The sequence below is a fragment of the Klebsiella sp. F11 genome, from assembly GCF_056712265.1.
This window is the reverse complement of sequence record NZ_CM160060.1, coordinates 957,740-974,817: the sequence shown is the minus strand read 5'-3', so window position 1 is coordinate 974,817 and position 17,078 is coordinate 957,740. Positions and strand designations below refer to the sequence as shown.

13 protein-coding genes and 1 pseudogene are annotated in these 17,078 nt (G+C 62.5%); 9 read left to right on the top strand and 5 right to left on the bottom strand.

What is annotated here, in order from left to right:
• Nucleotides 1–37: 37 nt before the first annotated feature.
• Nucleotides 38–979, top strand: coding sequence for a LysR family transcriptional regulator (locus AC1M2H_RS04945; protein WP_480151843.1), 942 nt, complete (start codon nucleotides 38–40; stop codon nucleotides 977–979).
• Nucleotides 980–1,166: 187 nt separating this feature from the next.
• On the top strand, nucleotides 1,167–2,405 hold the full coding sequence (locus tag AC1M2H_RS04940; protein ID WP_480150525.1) for an MFS transporter: 1,239 nt from the start codon (nucleotides 1,167–1,169) through the stop codon (nucleotides 2,403–2,405).
• 196 nt (nucleotides 2,406–2,601) lie between these two features.
• Here the strand turns inward: AC1M2H_RS04940 and AC1M2H_RS04935 are convergent, their stop codons facing one another.
• Both AC1M2H_RS04935 and yjdI read right to left on the bottom strand, forming a co-directional pair.
• Nucleotides 2,602–2,874, bottom strand: coding sequence for a GNAT family N-acetyltransferase (locus AC1M2H_RS04935; RefSeq protein WP_480151842.1), 273 nt, complete (start codon nucleotides 2,872–2,874; stop codon nucleotides 2,602–2,604).
• Nucleotides 2,875–2,885: 11 nt separating this feature from the next.
• A pseudogene (yjdI, locus tag AC1M2H_RS04930) lies at nucleotides 2,886–3,115 on the bottom strand (4Fe-4S mono-cluster protein YjdI).
• Between the two features lie 258 nt (nucleotides 3,116–3,373).
• Here yjdI and AC1M2H_RS04925 point away from each other — a divergent pair.
• Genes AC1M2H_RS04925 through AC1M2H_RS04910 form a run of 4 tightly spaced genes read left to right on the top strand, consistent with a single transcriptional unit; the run spans nucleotide 3,374 to nucleotide 8,097 of the window.
• Nucleotides 3,374–3,646, top strand: coding sequence for a YtcA family lipoprotein (locus AC1M2H_RS04925; protein WP_480150524.1), 273 nt, complete (start codon nucleotides 3,374–3,376; stop codon nucleotides 3,644–3,646).
• Between the two features lie 6 nt (nucleotides 3,647–3,652).
• Complete coding sequence (gene mdtN, locus AC1M2H_RS04920) at nucleotides 3,653–4,681, top strand: multidrug transporter subunit MdtN (RefSeq protein ID WP_480150523.1); 1,029 nt, start codon at nucleotides 3,653–3,655, stop codon at nucleotides 4,679–4,681.
• Nucleotides 4,682–4,690: 9 nt separating this feature from the next.
• Nucleotides 4,691–6,631 carry an FUSC family protein gene (locus AC1M2H_RS04915; protein ID WP_480150522.1) on the top strand — a complete coding sequence of 647 codons (1,941 nt, stop codon included), beginning with the start codon at nucleotides 4,691–4,693 and terminating at the stop codon, nucleotides 6,629–6,631.
• Nucleotides 6,628–8,097: an MdtP family multidrug efflux transporter outer membrane subunit gene (locus AC1M2H_RS04910; RefSeq protein WP_480150521.1), complete on the top strand. Its 1,470-nt coding sequence runs from the start codon at nucleotides 6,628–6,630 to the stop codon at nucleotides 8,095–8,097. The genes AC1M2H_RS04915 and AC1M2H_RS04910 overlap by 4 nt, the downstream gene beginning before the upstream one ends.
• 31 nt (nucleotides 8,098–8,128) lie before the next feature.
• Here AC1M2H_RS04910 and AC1M2H_RS04905 read toward each other — a convergent pair whose 3' ends face one another.
• Nucleotides 8,129–10,858, bottom strand: coding sequence for a winged helix-turn-helix domain-containing protein (locus AC1M2H_RS04905; RefSeq protein WP_480150520.1), 2,730 nt, complete (start codon nucleotides 10,856–10,858; stop codon nucleotides 8,129–8,131).
• Nucleotides 10,859–11,131: 273 nt separating this feature from the next.
• Here AC1M2H_RS04905 and AC1M2H_RS04900 point away from each other — a divergent pair, with 273 nt between their 5' ends.
• From AC1M2H_RS04900 to AC1M2H_RS04890, 3 genes are all read left to right on the top strand, one after another.
• Nucleotides 11,132–11,911, top strand: a complete 780-nt coding sequence (locus AC1M2H_RS04900) for an acetoin reductase (protein ID WP_480150519.1) — start codon at nucleotides 11,132–11,134, stop codon at nucleotides 11,909–11,911.
• A gap of 214 nt (nucleotides 11,912–12,125) precedes the next feature.
• Nucleotides 12,126–12,767 carry a TetR/AcrR family transcriptional regulator gene (locus tag AC1M2H_RS04895; protein ID WP_480150518.1) on the top strand — a complete coding sequence of 214 codons (642 nt, stop codon included), beginning with the start codon at nucleotides 12,126–12,128 and terminating at the stop codon, nucleotides 12,765–12,767.
• A gap of 20 nt (nucleotides 12,768–12,787) precedes the next feature.
• Nucleotides 12,788–13,963, top strand: coding sequence for a TCR/Tet family MFS transporter (locus AC1M2H_RS04890; protein ID WP_480150517.1), 1,176 nt, complete (start codon nucleotides 12,788–12,790; stop codon nucleotides 13,961–13,963).
• Nucleotides 13,964–14,026: 63 nt separating this feature from the next.
• Here AC1M2H_RS04890 and AC1M2H_RS04885 read toward each other — a convergent pair whose 3' ends face one another.
• Together AC1M2H_RS04885 and fbpC are read right to left on the bottom strand one after the other, a co-directional pair.
• Nucleotides 14,027–15,580: a peptide MFS transporter gene (locus AC1M2H_RS04885; protein WP_480150516.1), complete on the bottom strand. Its 1,554-nt coding sequence runs from the start codon at nucleotides 15,578–15,580 to the stop codon at nucleotides 14,027–14,029.
• Nucleotides 15,581–16,030: 450 nt separating this feature from the next.
• The gene (gene fbpC, locus AC1M2H_RS04880; protein WP_480150515.1) at nucleotides 16,031–17,077 is read right to left on the bottom strand and encodes a ferric ABC transporter ATP-binding protein; all 1,047 of its coding nucleotides are present in this window, start codon (nucleotides 17,075–17,077) and stop codon (nucleotides 16,031–16,033) included.
• Nucleotide 17,078: the final 1 nt, after the last annotated feature.

The window sequence follows — 17,078 nt, the reverse complement described above, 5'->3', positions numbered from 1 at the left end:
GATTATCAAAACAATCCACGCAATTTTTGATGTGATGATGAAAGATATTCACCAATTGAAGGGCGCTGACTTTTCAGCCTTTACCGCTTTTCTGGCCGTCGCGGTTAACCGCAGCTTCCGTGCGGCGGCGATCCAGCTGAACATGACGCCGTCGGCTATCAGCCATTCGATCAAGGCTCTTGAAAAGCGGCTGAACGTCCGGCTTTTTCATCGGACCACGCGCAGCGTTTCGCTGACCGAGGCGGGAGAGCGCCTGGTTGCCAAATTACGTCCGGCAATGGATGCGATTAGCGATGCGCTGCAGGAACTCGATTCACATGACCAGACTCCCACTGGAACGGTGCGGATTAACGCCAGCGAGGGCGCCATTCGCCTGATCCTGAAACCCATCCTGGCCGGCTTTCTGGCGCGCTATCCCGGCATTCACCTCGATATCGTTAGCGATGGCAGACTCAGCGATATCGTTGCCGACGGCTTCGATGCCGGCATCCGTCTGGCCGAGGCGGTGCCAAAGGATATGGTGGCGATTTCACTCATGGGGCCGGTCCGTTTCGCCGCTATCGCCTCGCCCGATTATTTCAAGCGCCGCGGGCGCCCCGCCGTTCCGCAGGATCTTTATCACCACGATTGCATACGTTTTCGCTTTGACAGCGGGGCGATCTATCGCTGGGAGTTTGAACGTAAAGGATTAATTGAAAAGATTAACGTCACGGGGCCGCTGACGTTGAGCGATCAGCCCATAATGGTGGAGGCGGCGATCGATGGAATAGGGATCGCCTTTGTACCCGATCACCTTGCCATGGACGCATTGCGCGACGGCCGTCTTGAACGGGTTTTAGAGGAGTGGTGTCCGGCGTATCCCGGACTTTGCCTTTACTATTCCGGCCATCGTCACGTTTCACCCGCCCTGCGAGCTCTGATCGATGAACTGACCCGGCGCGCTAAGCCCGAGCCGCCGGGCAAAACGGCGAATACTTAGACACGCATGCTGAAACCCATTTAAGATAATCAACCGCATGCTAAGCGCACGCCTCGCCACTGTCCGCACGGACAAGATACCGCACTCTGCAATGTGCAAAAAAAGATAACAAGAGCCCGTTACGGGCTGCTCACCGGGTCAGCGCCTCGATGCCGGCCGGAACATGGGTTTTGAATGGGATAGGACTATGGGTTCACTGGTATCCGCAGCGGACGATTCGCTGCTGCGGCACAGGTCGTTCGTCACCTTTTGGCTGGCGCGCACCTGTTCATCGTTTGGCTTTCAGATGTTTTCGGTTGCCGTTAGCTGGCAAATTTACGCCATCACCCACAGCGCGATGGCGCTGGGGATGATCGGCCTGATGCAGTTCCTCCCCTCCGTGCTGCTGGCCCTGCCCGCCGGACACCTCGCGGATCAGTTCGATCGCCGGCGCATTGTGCTGTTAGGCCAGCTCATCGAATGGGCGGCGCTACTCGGCCTGGTGGCGCTGACGCTGCTGCACTGGGCGGACAAAGTTGAGATTTGGGGGCTGGTCTTCTTAATCTCGGTGGCGAAAGCCCTCGAGTGGCCGGCGATCACCTCGATGCTGCCGGCGCTGGTGCCGCCGCCGATCCTCGCCCGCGCGATGGCGGCCAGCTCCGTCGGAGGACAGGCGGCGGTGATCGTCGGCCCAACCCTGGGCGGCCTGCTGTACGTCGCCGGTCCGGAGGTGGTGTACGGCGTCTCCGCCCTGTTCTATCTGTTCTCGATTGTGCTGGTGAGCCAGCTGCGCTACGAGCGGCCGCCGCAAACCCGCCTGCCGATGAACCTCAAGAACCTGTTTGCCGGCGTGCATTTTATCCGTGAGAGAAAAGACGTTCTGGGCGTGATCTCGCTCGATCTGTTTGCCGTGCTCCTCGGCGGGGCGACGGCGCTGCTGCCGATCTTCGCCCAGGATATTTTGCATACCGGCCCGTGGGGGCTGGGGATGCTGCGCGGTGCCCCGTCGGTCGGCGCCCTGCTGGTGGGCGTCTGGCTCAGCCGCAACAAGCTGGAGAGAAACGTCGGCATGATCATGTTCGCCTCGGTGGCCGGCTTTGGCCTGGCGACTCTGCTGTTTGCCCTCTCGACGAAGCTGTGGCTCTCCCTCGTGGCGCTGGCCGCGCTGGGCGGGTTCGATATGGTGAGCATGGTCATTCGCGGCGCGCTGGTGCAGCTTGATACGCCGGACGATATGCGCGGCCGGGTGAACGCGGTGAACGCCATCTTCATCAATACTTCGAACCAGCTCGGCGAGTTTGAGTCCGGCCTGCTGGCGGCGTGGATGGGCGCGGTGCCGGCCGCGGCGCTTGGCGGGATCGGCACGCTGGTGGTGGTGGCGGTATGGATGACCATTTTCCCGCATTTGCGTAAAAGGCAGAGGCTGGAAAACGAAAGTGCGACCTGATACCAGCAGATGCCGCGTGCTTTATGCGCTAAGCCGGAAACGCGCAGCCGAAATAAGCCTGCGCGCAGGGTTCCAGAAAATTCAGATTACGCTTTTTGTAAACCAAATAAGCGGCTGAAAATAGATCCCGAATGCGGCAAGCGCGCCTTCCTTCATCCTCTAAAATTTAGCGCCGGCGCAAGCCGGCGTATTTATATCAGGCGCGGATATCATCATATTCGCGGGTATTATCAAACTCGTGTTTAGCAAACGGGCATAGCGGGATAATTTTACGCTGCTCGCCGCGCATTTTTTCCACCACCTTCGCCACCAGCTTTTTACCCACGCCCTGCCCTTTCAGGCTCGCGTCGACGTCGGTATGTTCAATAATGCTGAGATGCTCTCCGGTGGGGACAAAGACAATTTCGGCGACCTGATTACCCTCGGCGTCATTGACGTAAAACTTATTATGGCCTTCCAGTATTTCCATCACGTCCTCACTTATTTTTGGCGATACTTCAGGGCGCCGCTCGGGCAGGTATCGATGACGCGCACGACCGTAGCAACATCCACCTCGTCCGGCGCGATCCACGGCTTACGTTTCAGATTGAAGAGCTTTCCGCTACCGCGTACGCAATTTCCCGAGTGCTGGCAGATTTGCGTATTGAAATAGACATCGATTTTCTCTCCGCTGTAGACGCGAAACCCGCGTCCTGTAGCTGCTTATCCATGACATTGCCCCACTATTTTTATTTTTCAGGCTTAAGCATAGCCCTGGCGGAAGACGCTGACTACGGACAACGGCAGAAACCCTCCGCCCCTATTTCGTCGCCGCCTCCGCTATTAACGCAAAATAAATGCGTTTATATTCACCCGCTTTGTAAAACCCGGTCTCAACCGACGGCAGAAATATCGGTCTTGAGTCTTCCTGATTGCACGCAGTGAGATTAAACTGATTCCACATGATATGAGCGCTCAGGAGCCCTCCCTTGAATCGAATAGTAAAGCTGGCCCCTCCGGCACTATTATTAGCCGCGCCTTTCATTTCCGGCTGCTCTTTATCGCCGGCGATCCCGGTATTAGGCGCCGCATTTCCCGGCTGGTTCTTCTGTTTATTGGGCGGCGTATTTTTACTCATTCCCTGCCATATCCTGATCGTCCGCCGGGGCTGGCAGCCGCGATTTTCGCCGCTGGTCTTCAGCTACCTGGCGCTGATGTTCCTGTTCGCCACAATCCTGTGGTTCCTTTTCTTTGTTAACTAAGCCGCTATGACAAACTCCAGCCCAAGCGTATTACGGAAAAAGTGGCCCCTGCTGGCCCTCGTCCTCGCCGCGATCGTGGCGCTTATTGTGGTTATCTGGCAGCTCCAGACCTCGCCGGCCACCAACGACGCCTACGTCTATACCGACACCATTGACGTGGTGCCGGAGGTGAGCGGGCGGATCGTCGATATGCCAATCCGCGACAACCAGCGGGTGAAGAAAGGCGATCTGCTGTTCCGCATCGATCCGCGTCCCTACCAGGCGATGCTCGACGACGCCAAAGCCAGGCTGACCACGCTGGACGCGCAGATCATGCTGACCCAGCGCACGGTTAAGGCCCAGGAGTACAACGCCCAGTCGGTGGCCGCCGCCGTAGAGCGCGCCAGGGCGCTGGTTAAGCAGACCACCTCTTCCCGCACCCGCCTCGAGCCGCTGGTGCCTCAGGGCTTCGCCTCGCAGGAAGATCTCGATCAGGCGCGAACCGCGGAGAAGGCCGCCCGCGCCGAACTACAGGCGACGCTGCTGCAGGCGAAGCAGGCCTCTGCCGCCGTCTCCGGCGTAGACGCGATGGTTGCCCAGCGCTCGGGGATTCTGGCGCAGATTGCGCTGGCGGAGCTGCATCTCGAGTTTACCGAAGTCCGCGCCCCCTTCAACGGCGTGGTGGTGGCGCTGAAAACCACCGTCGGCCAGTACGCCTCGGCGCTCAAGCCGGTGTTTACCTTAATGGATGACGACCGCTGGTACGTGATCGCCAACTTCCGCGAAACCGACCTGAAAAACGTCCGCCCGGGCGTTCCGGCGCGGGTCACCGTGATGACCAACCACGACAAATCCTTCGCCGGGGTGGTGGACTCCGTGGGCTCCGGGGTGCTGCCGGAAGGCGGGAGCGTGATTGAAGGGCTGCCGATTATTCAGAAGAGCATCAACTGGGTCCACGTTTCCCAGCGCTTCCCGGTGAAGATCGCCGTTAAAGATCCCGATCCTGAACTGTTCCGCATGGGCGCCTCCGCCAGCGCCGTGCTTCAGCCGCAGTAAGGGGGCGGCATGCAGAACTTCTGGTCGTTCCTGAGCCGGGAACTCCGCGACGCGCCGGGGCGGGCCAACTATACCCTGCGCCTGACGCTGAGCTGCGCGGTGCTGATCGTCCTGTTTATGACCCTGCAGATCCCCTTTCTGGCCGTCGCGCTGATCGTGGTGTTTTACGTCAGCCAGCCGAACGTGCTGATGATCAAGCTGGTGAGCGTGGTGTTTTTTATCACCGTCAGCGTGGCGCTGGGCTCCGTGCTGCTGATCATCAAATGGACCTATGATTATCCGCTGATCCGCCTGGTGGCCTCGGTATTCCTGTTTTTCGGCGCGATCTACCTGATGCGGGTGCTGGGCAAGCTGGGGATGGCCTTCTTCGTGGTGGCGCTGGTGGTGATCTACGCGCAAACCTTCCCGTCGATGACCAGCCAAAGCGAGATTCTGGTGCGCCTGCTGCTGTGGCTGTGGGTGGTCATTAACACCGCCATTGTGGTCACGCTGCTGGTTAACGCCTGCTTCCAGCAGGCGTTTCCCGGCTATCAGCTCAAGGCGCGGATCGTCGGGCAGCTGCGCCAGGTCGCGCGGCTGCTCGTCCAGCCGGGCGATCTGAAAGACCAGCCGACGTTTAAAGAGGTTGCCGAAAGCTTCGCTCAGCTAAGCGCCCTCTATAAGCAGGCCGCCCGCTCCAGCCCGGAGATTGCCGCCGACCCGCAGGGGTGGCAATCGCTGATGGCCGCCGCGCTGCACTGCTACCACCTGGCGGCGCTGCTTCAGCCGGGGGACGACCATCCCGCCGAGCGCCAGCAGCTTGCCGCCGCGCTCTCGGCGCTGGCCGAAAGCCTGCACGCCGACGCGCTGCCCGCGCGGCCGGAGATCGTCGCCCGGGATAGCGCCAACGGCGTGATCCTCCAGGAGATGGCCGCCACTCTGGGCAAACTGGCCCGCGGCGAAGCGGTTGCGCTGCCGGCAGGGGAAGAGGAAAAGGCCCCGCTGCTGCTGCCCGATGCCTGGAGCAACCCGGACTATCTGCACTTCGCCCTCAAAACGCTGCTCGCGACCCTGCTGTGCTATGTTTTTTACACCGCCGCCGACTGGCAGGGCATTCATACGATTATGCTGAGCTGCGTGATTGTCGCCCAGCCGGGGCTGGGGGCGACCCTGCAGAAAACCTGGCTGCGTATCGGCGGCGCCCTGCTCGCCACCCTGCTGGCGCTGCTGATGATCGTCTACGTTCAGCCGCATACCGAGTCCATCGTCGGGCTGCTGGCGATGGCCCTACCGGTAATGGCGCTGTCGGCGTGGATTGCGGCCGGCTCGGAGCGCATCGCCTACGCCGGGATCCAGATTGGCTTTACCTTTTCGCTGGCGTTCCTCAACTGGTTCGGGCCGCTGGCCAATCTCACCGAGCTGCGCGATCGGGTTATCGGCATCCTGCTCGGGGTGCTGGTGTCGTCGATTGTGCACCTCTACCTGTGGCCGGATAGCGAAGCCCTGCCGCTTAAATCTCGCCTCGCGCGGCTCTACCGGCAGATTGCGGACTACCTGCGCGCCGGGGATGATGAGGTCAGGCTGGTGCCGCTGTTTCACTCCCTGAACGGCGCCGAAACCCTGATGCATCGGGTGGCGGCCGAGCCGCTCAACGCCTGGGCCCATCCGCATCCGGAGACCAAAACCTGGCCGGTCAAAGCGACCTGGCTTCAGGCCCAGGAGATCGTGCGGCTGAGCGAAGGCTACCGGCTGTACGCCGCGCCGGGCGATGATTTCCTGCGCCGCAGCGCCGGGCAGCTCCAGGCCTACGCCGAGGATATCGAGCGCCAGCGGCCCGCGCCAGCGCTGCCCCACGGAGTGCAGCCGGATCCGCACAACCCATTTGGGCCGCCGCTGGCGACACTACTGACGACGCTACCGACGTGGTCGTCCGCACCTTCAGCTACTCCGCGACAGGCAGATAAGTCATGAGAAAAATGGACACCGCAGCACGCTACCTGCGCTACTCACCCCTCGCCGTCGTCCTGCTCGCCGGGTGCGCGCTGATTCAGGACGACCCGGCGCAGGTCAGGATAGTCAACCCGCAGCAGGCCGAGCTCGCGCAGGTGATTCATCTGGCGAACAGCGGCTGGCCGACGGCCAGATGGTGGGAAGGCTATGACGACGCCCAGCTCAACATGCTGGTGAACCGCGCCCTGCAGAACTCCCCGACCATGCAGGCCGCCCGGCTGCGCATTTCGCAGTCCCAGTCCACCGTTGAGCTGGCGCAGTCGGCACTGGGCGTGCAGGCCACCGCGGTGGCGGCGCAAAACCGTCTGCGGGTGACCAACAGGCAGTTCACCTGGCCCTACTCCTACTCCCTGCCGGTCGATAAAAACGGCCCCTGGTATACCCTGAATACGGTGGGGGTCGGCGCCACGCTGAATATCGATCTCTGGGGCGCCGACCGCGCCCACGTCGCGGCGGCCATCGGCGAGAAGAACGCGCGCCAGGCGGAAACCGCCGGTATCGAGCTGGATCTCGCCAGCAGCGTAGCCCAGCTGTACTTCGCGATGCAGGCCACCTTCCAGAAAATTACGCTGCTCGAGCAGCTGGAAGAGATTGCCCGCCTGTCGGTGCAGGCCCACGAGCACCGCACCCGCCGGGGCGTGGAGGATAGCGTCGATATCGCCAACGCCCAAGCCGAGCTGCTGGCGGCGCAGCAGCAGACCATTGCCGCCAAAGGCGCCCTGACCCAGTATCGCGAAACCCTGCGCGCGCTGATCGGCGCCGACGCGCACAGCATGCCGGAGATCCACCCGGCGCCGCTGCCGGCGCTGCAGGAAACGCTCCCCGACTCGCTCTCCTTCGAGCTGCTGGCCCGTCGCCCGGACCTGCAGGCGCTGCGCGGCTACGTCACCGCCTCTTTAAGCCAGGTCGATGCGGCGAAGGCGGCGTTTTACCCGCACTTCGATATCAAGGCCTTCTGGGGATATAACGCGCTGAGCGTCGGGGATCTGTTTAAATCGACCTTCCAGCAGATCAACCTGCTGCCCGGCCTCTATCTGCCGATCTTCGACGGCGGCCGTCTGAACGCCAATTTGAAATCGGTGCGCACCGCCAGCAATATCCTGATTAAGCAGTACAATCAGGCGGTGCTCGACGCCGTTCGCGACGTGGCGATAAGCTCGAGCCAGCTCAACGATCTCAACCAGCAGGCGGCGCTCCAGCAGCTGAAGGTGACGGCGGCGATGGCCACCACCCACAGCGCCAGCGCGCACTACCGGCGGGGGCTGGTCAGCTATTACGCCGCCCAGGAAGCGCGTCGGTCGGCCATCGCCCAGCAGCTGATGCTGCTGGATATCCAGGCCCAGCGCCTGAGCACCGACGTTACGCTGATCAAAGCGCTGGGCGGCGACTACCGCAGCCCGCTGGCGGAAGTGGGCCAGCAGCCATAAATCCGGCGGCCCCGCGCACATGACGGCGCACCTAGCTTAGCAGCTGCCATTCGCGCGCCTGGTTGAGCGCCTGAATACGGCCGCTGACCTGCAGCTTTTCGTACAGCTGCTTGAGGTGCCATTTGACGGTCTCCGCCGAAATCCCCAGCTCCCGCGCCATCCCCTTATTCGAGTAGCCTTCGGCAATCAGGCGCAGGGTTTGCCGCTCCCGCTCGGTTAGGCGTACGTCCGGCGGCGCGGCGCTGAGCGAGATCCCAGCGACGGCAAACTGCGCCAGCAGCTGTGTCAAATCGGCGCTGAACTCCGCCCCCGCCGCGCCGCGCCTGGCGATCAGCTGCAGTAGAGACGCCAGCGCCGGGCCGCCGTCCAGAATGCTGCGCAGCAGCTTCTGACGAATAGCCCGCCGCAGGGCGGGAACGCCGACCGCCACGGCCTCCTCCCGGGCATTCGCCAGCCACAGGGCCCCGGCCTGCAGCAGCCGCAGGCGCACGGCGAACAGCCACTCCCCGCAGCGCTCCTCGGCGGTCGCCAGCGCATCGAGCCGCCGCGCCGCCGCCATCGCTTCCCCTTGAGCCATCAGCACCCGACTGTGGCTTAAAGCCAGCGAGGCGTGCGCCACGTCGCTTTTGTCCGCGTCGCCGGCCAGCGCCTGCAGCCGGGAGAGCAGCGCTTCGGCAGCGGAGGCGTCGCCGTCCTGCAGCAGTTGGCTGATTCGCTCGGCCAGCAGCGGCGCCTGCGCCCGCAGCCATCCGCGCTGAGCCGCCAGCCCTTCGGCGTGCAGCAGCAGGGACTCCGCGTCCTCCGGGCGGGCGTCGAGCCGCGCCCGCCTCGCCAGCACGATATAGCAGCGGCTAAAGCCGTCCGGCGGGCAAAAATCATCGATCGTCTCCAGGCGCAGCGTCAGCAGAGCGTCAATGCGCTGCGTCTCTCCCTGCTCCCAGGCGATTTCGGCGAGAATCGGCGCCAGTGTCGCGCCGCTGCTGGAGCGGGCGCCGGTCTGCCGTTCCGCAGCCTCCAGCGCCCGGCTGGCCTGACGCTCGGCCTCCGCCAGATTGCCCTGACGCAGGTATCCCTGGGCCATAACGAAGGCCCGGTACACGCCGACGAACAGATTGCGGCTGGCCTCGCGTTCCCCCGATACCCGCTGCTGCACGTCCAGCGCCTGCTGCGGCCGGGAGTTGGCCAGATGGCAGTAGCTGAGAATGTTGCACACCAGGCCATCAACCCACACGTCGCCGCAGGGCACCTCCCGCAGCAGGGGCTCGACGATGGCAACGCTCTGCGGAATATTCTCGGCAAAGGCTTCGCAAATCGCCCGCACCACGCGCAGCTTGACCCACGAGCTGTGGGCTAGTGCTTCGCCGCTGGCCGCCGCCAGGGCTTCGAGCGCGTCCAGCAGCTGGCGGGCATCCTGAAAGCGAAAGCGGTGCGCCAGCGCCCAGGCGAGGTTAATCTGCAGATCGATGCGCGAAGGGTCGAAGTCCGCCGGCAGATAGCGGATCCAGCGCACCATCGTGTCGATGTCCCCCTCTTCCGCCAGCGACTGCGCCCCGGCCTCCGCGTGCCCGGCGCCGCCCTTACCGGCGGCGAGGGCGTGGCGGATCGCCTCCGCCCACAGCTGCTGCCCGGCGAACCAGGCGCCGGCGCGCTCGTGCAGCCGGCGAATCTCCTCCTTGCCGCCGCGCTGCAGGCGAGAAAGCAGCGCGTCGCGCATCAGCGGATGGTAGCGAAACCACAGCCCGCCCGCGTCGAGGGCGGAAAGAAACAGGTTGCGCTGCGCAATCCATGCCAGCATCGCTTCGCCGTTAGACTGGCCGGTGACGGCGTCGCATAGCGCCGGATGCAGTCGGTTGAGCACCGACGTTTGCAGGAGAAAATCGAACACCTCGGCGGGCAAGGGGGCAAAAATGACTTCGTCAAGGTAGCGGGCGATCGAGCGCGAGCCGGCGTTCAGCCCGCCCGCCGCCGGGTGGGAGTGCGCGGGGCCGCCGGATAAGGTGGCCATTTTCATCCCCGCTACCCAGCCCTCCGTCAGGGCCAGCAGCCGGGGGATCTCCTGCTGGCTGAATCCCGGCGCCAGCGCGGCGGCAAAATAGGCGCTGGCTTCGCCGACGTTAAAGCGCAGCTCGCTATCGTCCACCTCCACCAGCTGATCCTGTATCTGCAGCCGGCCGAGTTCCAGAGCCGGCTGGCAGCGGCTGCCGATAATCAGGTGCAGGGCGGCCGGGGCGTGGTTCAGCAGCCAGCTGAGCCCGGCATGGATCGCCGGGTGGGAGATATTCTGGTAGTCGTCAATGATGAGATACAGCGGGTGCGGGCAGCGGTGCAGCTGGTTCACCAGCTCCGCCAGAAACAGCCTGAGATCGGCCGTCGGGCCATCATCCGGCCGGAGAAACGCCGGGCTCCACCCTTGCCACAGGGGCGCCAGCGCCGCCTGGAGATAGCGCATAAACAGCGCCGGCGGGGCGTCGTCTTCATCCATGCTCAGCCAGGCCAGGGCGTCCCCCTGCCGCTGGCGATGGTGGTACCACTGGGCCAGCAGGGTCGTTTTGCCAAACCCGGCCGGGGCGCACACCAGCGTCAACGCGCTGCCGGTGGCGGCGTCCAGGCGCCGCAGCAGGCGCTCGCGCAGCTGCAGCGAACCGGGTGAGCGAGGCGGCGTAAAGCGGGTGGCGATAAGCGGCAGCTGGCGCGTAAAAGCCAAAGGCTCCTCGGGAACGCATCCACTCAGTGGGTCATCCGTTGCGGGCAAAAATTCCATCGTGCCGTTACCTTTTCAGCCAGTCCATTCCCCGAGTGTACCCAAGGAGAGGCGGTTGAACCAAGGTATCGCTGCGATATCCGAGCGCGCTCCAGCTTTTCATCACCGCGCCCCATTCCCCCCCAGCTGGGGGGTAGGCCACGCCTATCCGCCGCTATAGAGTAGTGCCATTCTCTGCCGCTGATGCTCCCCTGGTCCGCTGCGCCCTTCCCGCACCGGGCCCGCCACGCATCGGGCAGCCGTCGTTTATTAATCAGCTCAAGGTGAGTAGAAATGGCTATCGAAAATAAAGTGGCGTTGGTCACCGGCGCGGGTCAGGGCATTGGCCGCGGGATTGCTTTACGTCTGGCGAAAGATGGCGCGTCGCTGATGCTCGTCGACGTTAACCCGGAAGGGATTGCCGCCGTCGCCGCCGAGGTTGAGGCCCTGGGCCGCAAGGCGGCCACCTTCGTGGCCAATATAGCCGACCGCGAGCAGGTTTACGCCGCGGTTGACGAAGCGGAAAAGCAGCTGGGCGGCTTCGATATTATCGTGAACAACGCCGGGATTGCTCAGGTACAGGCGCTGGCCGACGTCACCCCGGAAGAGGTCGATCGCATCATGCGCATCAACGTCCAGGGCACGCTGTGGGGTATTCAGGCCGCGGCGAAAAAATTCATCGACCGTCAGCAGAAAGGTAAAATAATCAACGCCTGCTCCATTGCCGGGCACGATGGATTCGCTCTGCTGGGGATCTACTCCGCCACCAAATTTGCCGTCCGCGCGCTGACCCAGGCGGCGGCCAAAGAGTACGCCAGCCGCGGCATCACCGTAAACGCCTACTGCCCGGGGATTGTCGGTACCGGCATGTGGACCGAGATCGACAGGCGTTTCTCCGAGATCACCGGCGCGCCGGTGGGTGAAACCTACAAGAAATACGTGGAGGGCATCGCGCTGGGGCGTGCCGAAACCCCGGACGACGTGGCAAGCCTGGTCTCTTATCTGGCCGGCCCGGATTCTGACTACGTTACCGGTCAGGCGATCCTCATCGATGGTGGCATCGTCTACCGCTAAATCCTGACGCCGGGCCGCGTTCACCGCGCGGTTCGGCTCCTGACCTCTCCTTCAGCCCGCCCGCCTTCTGTCGCTTAACTTCTCGCATAATTTCTCGCTTCACCTCACCCGCTCGTCTGCCGGCTATGCATCATAGCGCTGGACTTAATTTTATATCGATCATAATATTTTACTCGACATAAAATTATCCACACCAGCCCGACGGAGCGAATACGTGAATACCCACCAGCAGGCGCAGGGTCTGCGCGAGCAAAAAAAGCGCCTTACGCGCCAGCAGCTCTCCAACACCGCCACCGAACTGTTTATTCAGCACGGTTTTGATAACGTCACCATTGCCGATATTGCCGCCGCGGCCGGCGTCTCGAAAATGACCGTGTTTAACTACTTCCCGCGTAAAGAGGAGCTCTATTTCGATCGCATCGATGAAGTCCACCAGCTGCTGCGGCAGGCCTTCGGGCAGCATCCCGAACGGACGCCGGTCGCGGTGCTGGAAGCGCTGGCCCAGGAGCTGATAAGCCAGCAGCATCCGCTGATGAGAATGGATCGGCGGGTGGCGACCTTCTGGCAGGGCGTTGAGGCCAGCCCGTCGCTACAGGCCTACGCCCTTGAGCAGTTTGCCCGCCTGACCGAGGCGCTGGGCGCCGCTATTGCGTCGCGCCTTCAGCAGCCCGCCGCGGACCCGCAGGCGCAGCTGATCGCCAGCATCGTGCTCAACGGCTGGCGCATCGCCTACGGCGACGCGCTGCGCCAGCAGCAGGAGCAGCCCGCCGACGTCGTGCGCGAGCGCTTTCTCGCCCTTCTCGAACGCGGCTTTCACGCCGCCCGCGCCGCCGCGCAGGACACCCTCTATGCGTAGCGCCCCGCGTTGAGCCGACCATGAACAGAACCCTGAGCGTCATTTTTATCACTATCTGGCTCGATGCCGTCGGCATCGGGCTGATTTTCCCGCTGCTGCCGCAGCTGCTTAAAGAGGTGGTCCATACCGCCGACATCGCCCCCTACATCGGCATTCTGGCGGCGCTGTACGCCCTGATGCAGTTTATTTTCGCCCCCCTGCTCGGCGCGCTCAGCGATAACTTCGGCCGCCGCCCGATACTGCTTATTTCGCTGGCCGGAGCGGCGCTCAACTATCTGCTGATGGCCTTTGCCAGCCACCTTTGGCTGCTGCTGCTCGGGCGGGCCATCGCCGGCCTCACCAGCGCCAACCTTTCGGTGGCGATGGCGTGGCTGACGGACGTGACGCCGGTGGAAAAGCGCGCCGGCCGCTTCGGGCTGTTCAATGCCACCTTCGGCGCGGGATTTATCATCGGCCCGGTGTTCGGCGGCGTGCTCGGCGATTACGCCCTGCGCCTGCCGTTCCTCGTCGCCGCGGTGCTGAACGGCGCTAATTTCCTGCTGGCGCTGCTGGCCCTGAGGGAGTCGCGCCCGCCGACGAAGCGCAAAATGGCGCGCGCCGAGCTCAATCCCCTGCGACCCATGCGCTGGCTATTCTCGGCCAAAGGGCTACTCAGCATCGCGCTGGTGTTCTTCTTCTTAAGCGCCACCGGGGAGGTCTACGGCACCTGCTGGACGCTGTGGGGGCAGGATATGTTTCGCTGGAACGGGCTGTGGGTCGGCCTGTCGCTGGGCGCGTTCGGCGTGTGCCAGGCGCTGGCGCAGGCTTTTTTGCCCGGCCCGGCAACCCGCCGGCTTGGCGAACGCGGGGCCATTCTCTGCGGCATCGCCAGCTCCAGCATAGCGCTAATTATCCTGTCTCTGGCCCAGCAGGGCTGGATTGTTTTTGCGGTGATGCCGCTTATCGCCCTCGGCGGGATCGGCACGCCCGCGCTGCAGTCGCTGGCCACCCGGCAGGTTGGCGCCGATCGGCAGGGGCAGCTGCAGGGGGTGCTGGCCTCCACCGTCAGCCTGGCGTCGATCGTCGCGCCGCTGGCCTTTTCGTCGCTCTATTTCGCCCTCAGGGCGTGGTGGCCCGGAGCCATCTGGCTGTCGGTGGTGGTGCTGTACGCCTTTGCCGTGCCGCTCATTTACCGCTGCACGCGCCGGGAGGCGTAGCTCGCAGACGAAAAAAAACCGGCGCATCAGGCGCCGGTTTGCAGGATATCGTTTCTTTTACCGTCAGGCGTTAGCCGCCGGCTCCTGCGCGGTTTTGCTGCGGGTATTGTCCAGCATCCGGCGCACCGGAACAATCAGCACGCAGAGTACGGCGGCGCAGATCAGCAACGCAATCGAGCAGCGGGCGAAGAGATCCGGCAGCATATCCAGCTGGTCGGCCTTGACGTGGCCGCCAATCAGGCCGGCGGCCAGGTTACCCAGCGCGCTGGCGCAGAACCACAGCCCCATCATCTGGCCGCGCATTCTTTCCGGCGCCAGCAGGGTCATCGTCGCCAGGCCAATCGGGCTCAGGCACAGTTCGCCCAGGGTCAGCATCAGAATACTGCCCACCAGCCACAGCGGCAATACCCCCGCCCCGCCGCTGCTCAGCACGTTCTCAGCGGCCAGCATCATCAGACCGAAGCCGCCGGCGGCGCAGAGAATGCCGATAACGAACTTGGTGATGCTGCTCAGGCGGACGTTTTTACGCGCCATCGCCGGCCATGCCCAGCTGAATACCGGCGCCAGCAGAATGATAAACAGGGCGTTAATCGACTGGAACCATACCGCCGGAATTTCGAAGCTGCCGATGGTGCGGTTGGTGTAGTCGTTGGCAAACAGGTTAAACGACGTCGGCTTCTGCTCGAAGGCCGACCAGAAGAAGGCGGCGGAGACCAGCAGGATAAAGCACACCAGCAGGCGAGCGCGCTCTTTGCGGTTCAGGCCGGCAAAGGCGAACAGATAGATAAAGTACAGCGCCACCGACGCCGCAATGACGTACACCAGGGTGCTGGCGACCGCCACGGGGTTAATCACGATAACGCCCTGAGCAATCAGGACAATCACCGCCGCGACCGCGACCGTGAGCGCCAGCAGCCAGGCGCCGACGCCGTTTTTCTTCGCCACCGGGCTGTTCCAGGTGGAATCGAGGCCCACTTCGCTGTCGTAGCGCTTCATGGCCGGAACGGCGAACAGGCGGAAGATAACCAGCGCCACCAGCATCCCGATGCCGCCGATGCCGAAGCCCCAGTGCCAGCCGTGGGATTTGATAAGCCAGCCGGAGATCAGCGGGGCAATAAACGAGCCCATATTGATGCCCATATAGAACAGCGAGAATCCGCCGTCGCGGCGCGCGTCGCCCTTCTTATACAGCGTGCCGACCATCACCGAGATGCAGGTCTTAAACAGGCCGGAACCAAGCACGATAAACATCAGCCCGATGAAGAACAGGGTGTCGCCCATCCACGCAGAGAGGGCAATCGACAGATGGCCCAGCGCAATCAGAATCGAGCCGTACCACACGGCCTTCTGCTGACCCAGCCAGTTATCCGCCAGCCAGCCGCCGGGCAGCGCCGCGAGGTACATACTGCCGGCAAAGATACCGACGATCGCCGACGCGTTTTCGCGCGCCAGCCCCATGCCGCCGTCATAGACGGTGGCGGCCATAAACAGGATTAAAAGCGGGCGAATGCCGTAAAAAGAGAATCGCTCCCACATTTCGGTAAAAAACAGCGACCCTAGCGGATAGGGATGACCAAAGAAGGTCCGACTTTCGTTTTTATTAACAGAGGAATGCATAACTTCTCCCAATGAGGTGCGCCGAAGCGCCTGTAAATCGCGGAAAGCGCGTTGACCATTTTTTTATTTGGCCAATCATTTACTTAAAATTTAATATTATTTAACTATTTGATAACCAGATGGTGGTTTTGTCTAGCCCCTTACCCAGACTTTTTAGATGAAAAGTCGACAAACGTCTACTTTTATAGATTTTAAGTTTGACGCGGCGCAAATAGTGTTGACATTGCCACTACGACAGATTTTATTATTTTATTGTTTATAAACAAAAAGTTATTGAATATCCATTCAGTATAAATGGATAGCCCGCGGTGGCTGGATAGCGTGATTAAAACCGGGATAAATGTAGGGTTGGCGAAGTCTACGGCGGGAAATGGGGATAAATAGGGTTATTGATTTTTCACCGGCGTCGCACGCCGGCGGCCCCCCACCGCGAAGCGGGGGGCCGGGCTCCTAGGCGGCATCCTGTAGCATAAACATCCCGTACGGATGAATCTGCAGGTAGTAGCTCTCACCGACGTCGGGCTGCAGGCGGGTGGCGTTGATTTGCAGCAAAATCTGCTGGCCGTGCCACTCGACGATCGCCTCATACTGCGGCCCCATATAGGCCACGTGACGGATGACGCAGCGCTGGCTCTCAAGCCCCTGCTGGCTGAGGGTAATCGCCTCCGGGCGAACGCCGACGGTGCCGCTTCCGCTGGCGGTAAAGTGCGGCGGACGCGGCAGGCGATAGCCGTGGATCTCCACGCTTTCGGCGCTGAAGCTGGCCGGGAGCAGGTTCGCGTCGCCCATAAAACTGGCCATAAAGCGCGAAGCGGGCTGACGGTACAGCTCCTGCGGCGAGCCAATCTGCATGATGCTGCCTTTGTTCATCACCAGCACCGTATCGGAGACCGCAAAGGCCTCGCTCTGATCGTGGGTGACGTACAGCGAGGTAATATTGAACTGCTTTTGCAGCTCGCGGATCTTATCCCGCATGCTGCGGCGCAGGTTGGCGTCAAGGTTGCTCAGCGGCTCGTCGAACAGCAGCACCTTCGGCTTGAGGATCAGCGCCCTGGCCAGCGCCACGCGCTGCTGCTGACCGCCGGAGATCTGATCGACAAAGCGATCCTCATAGCCTTCCAGGTCAACCATCGCCAGCGCCTCTTTCACCCGCGCTTTTGTCTCGCTGCGCGATACGCCGAGCATCTTCAGGCCGTAGCCGACGTTCTCCCCCAGCGACATATGGGGGAACAGCGCGTAGGACTGGAACACCATGCAGATATCGCGCTGCTGGATGGAGCGGTGGGTGACGTCTTCGCCATCGATAAAAATCTGCCCGCTGGTGGGCTTTTCCAGCCCGGCCACCAGCCGCAGCACCGTGGTTTTTCCGCAGCCGGACGGCCCGAGCAGCGTCACCATCTGCCCCTGCGGAATGGAAAGGTTAATGGTTTCGATAACGGTGTTATCGCCAAAGCGCTTGCCGACGTTGCGCAGCTCAACGAAATGTTTTTGAGTCATA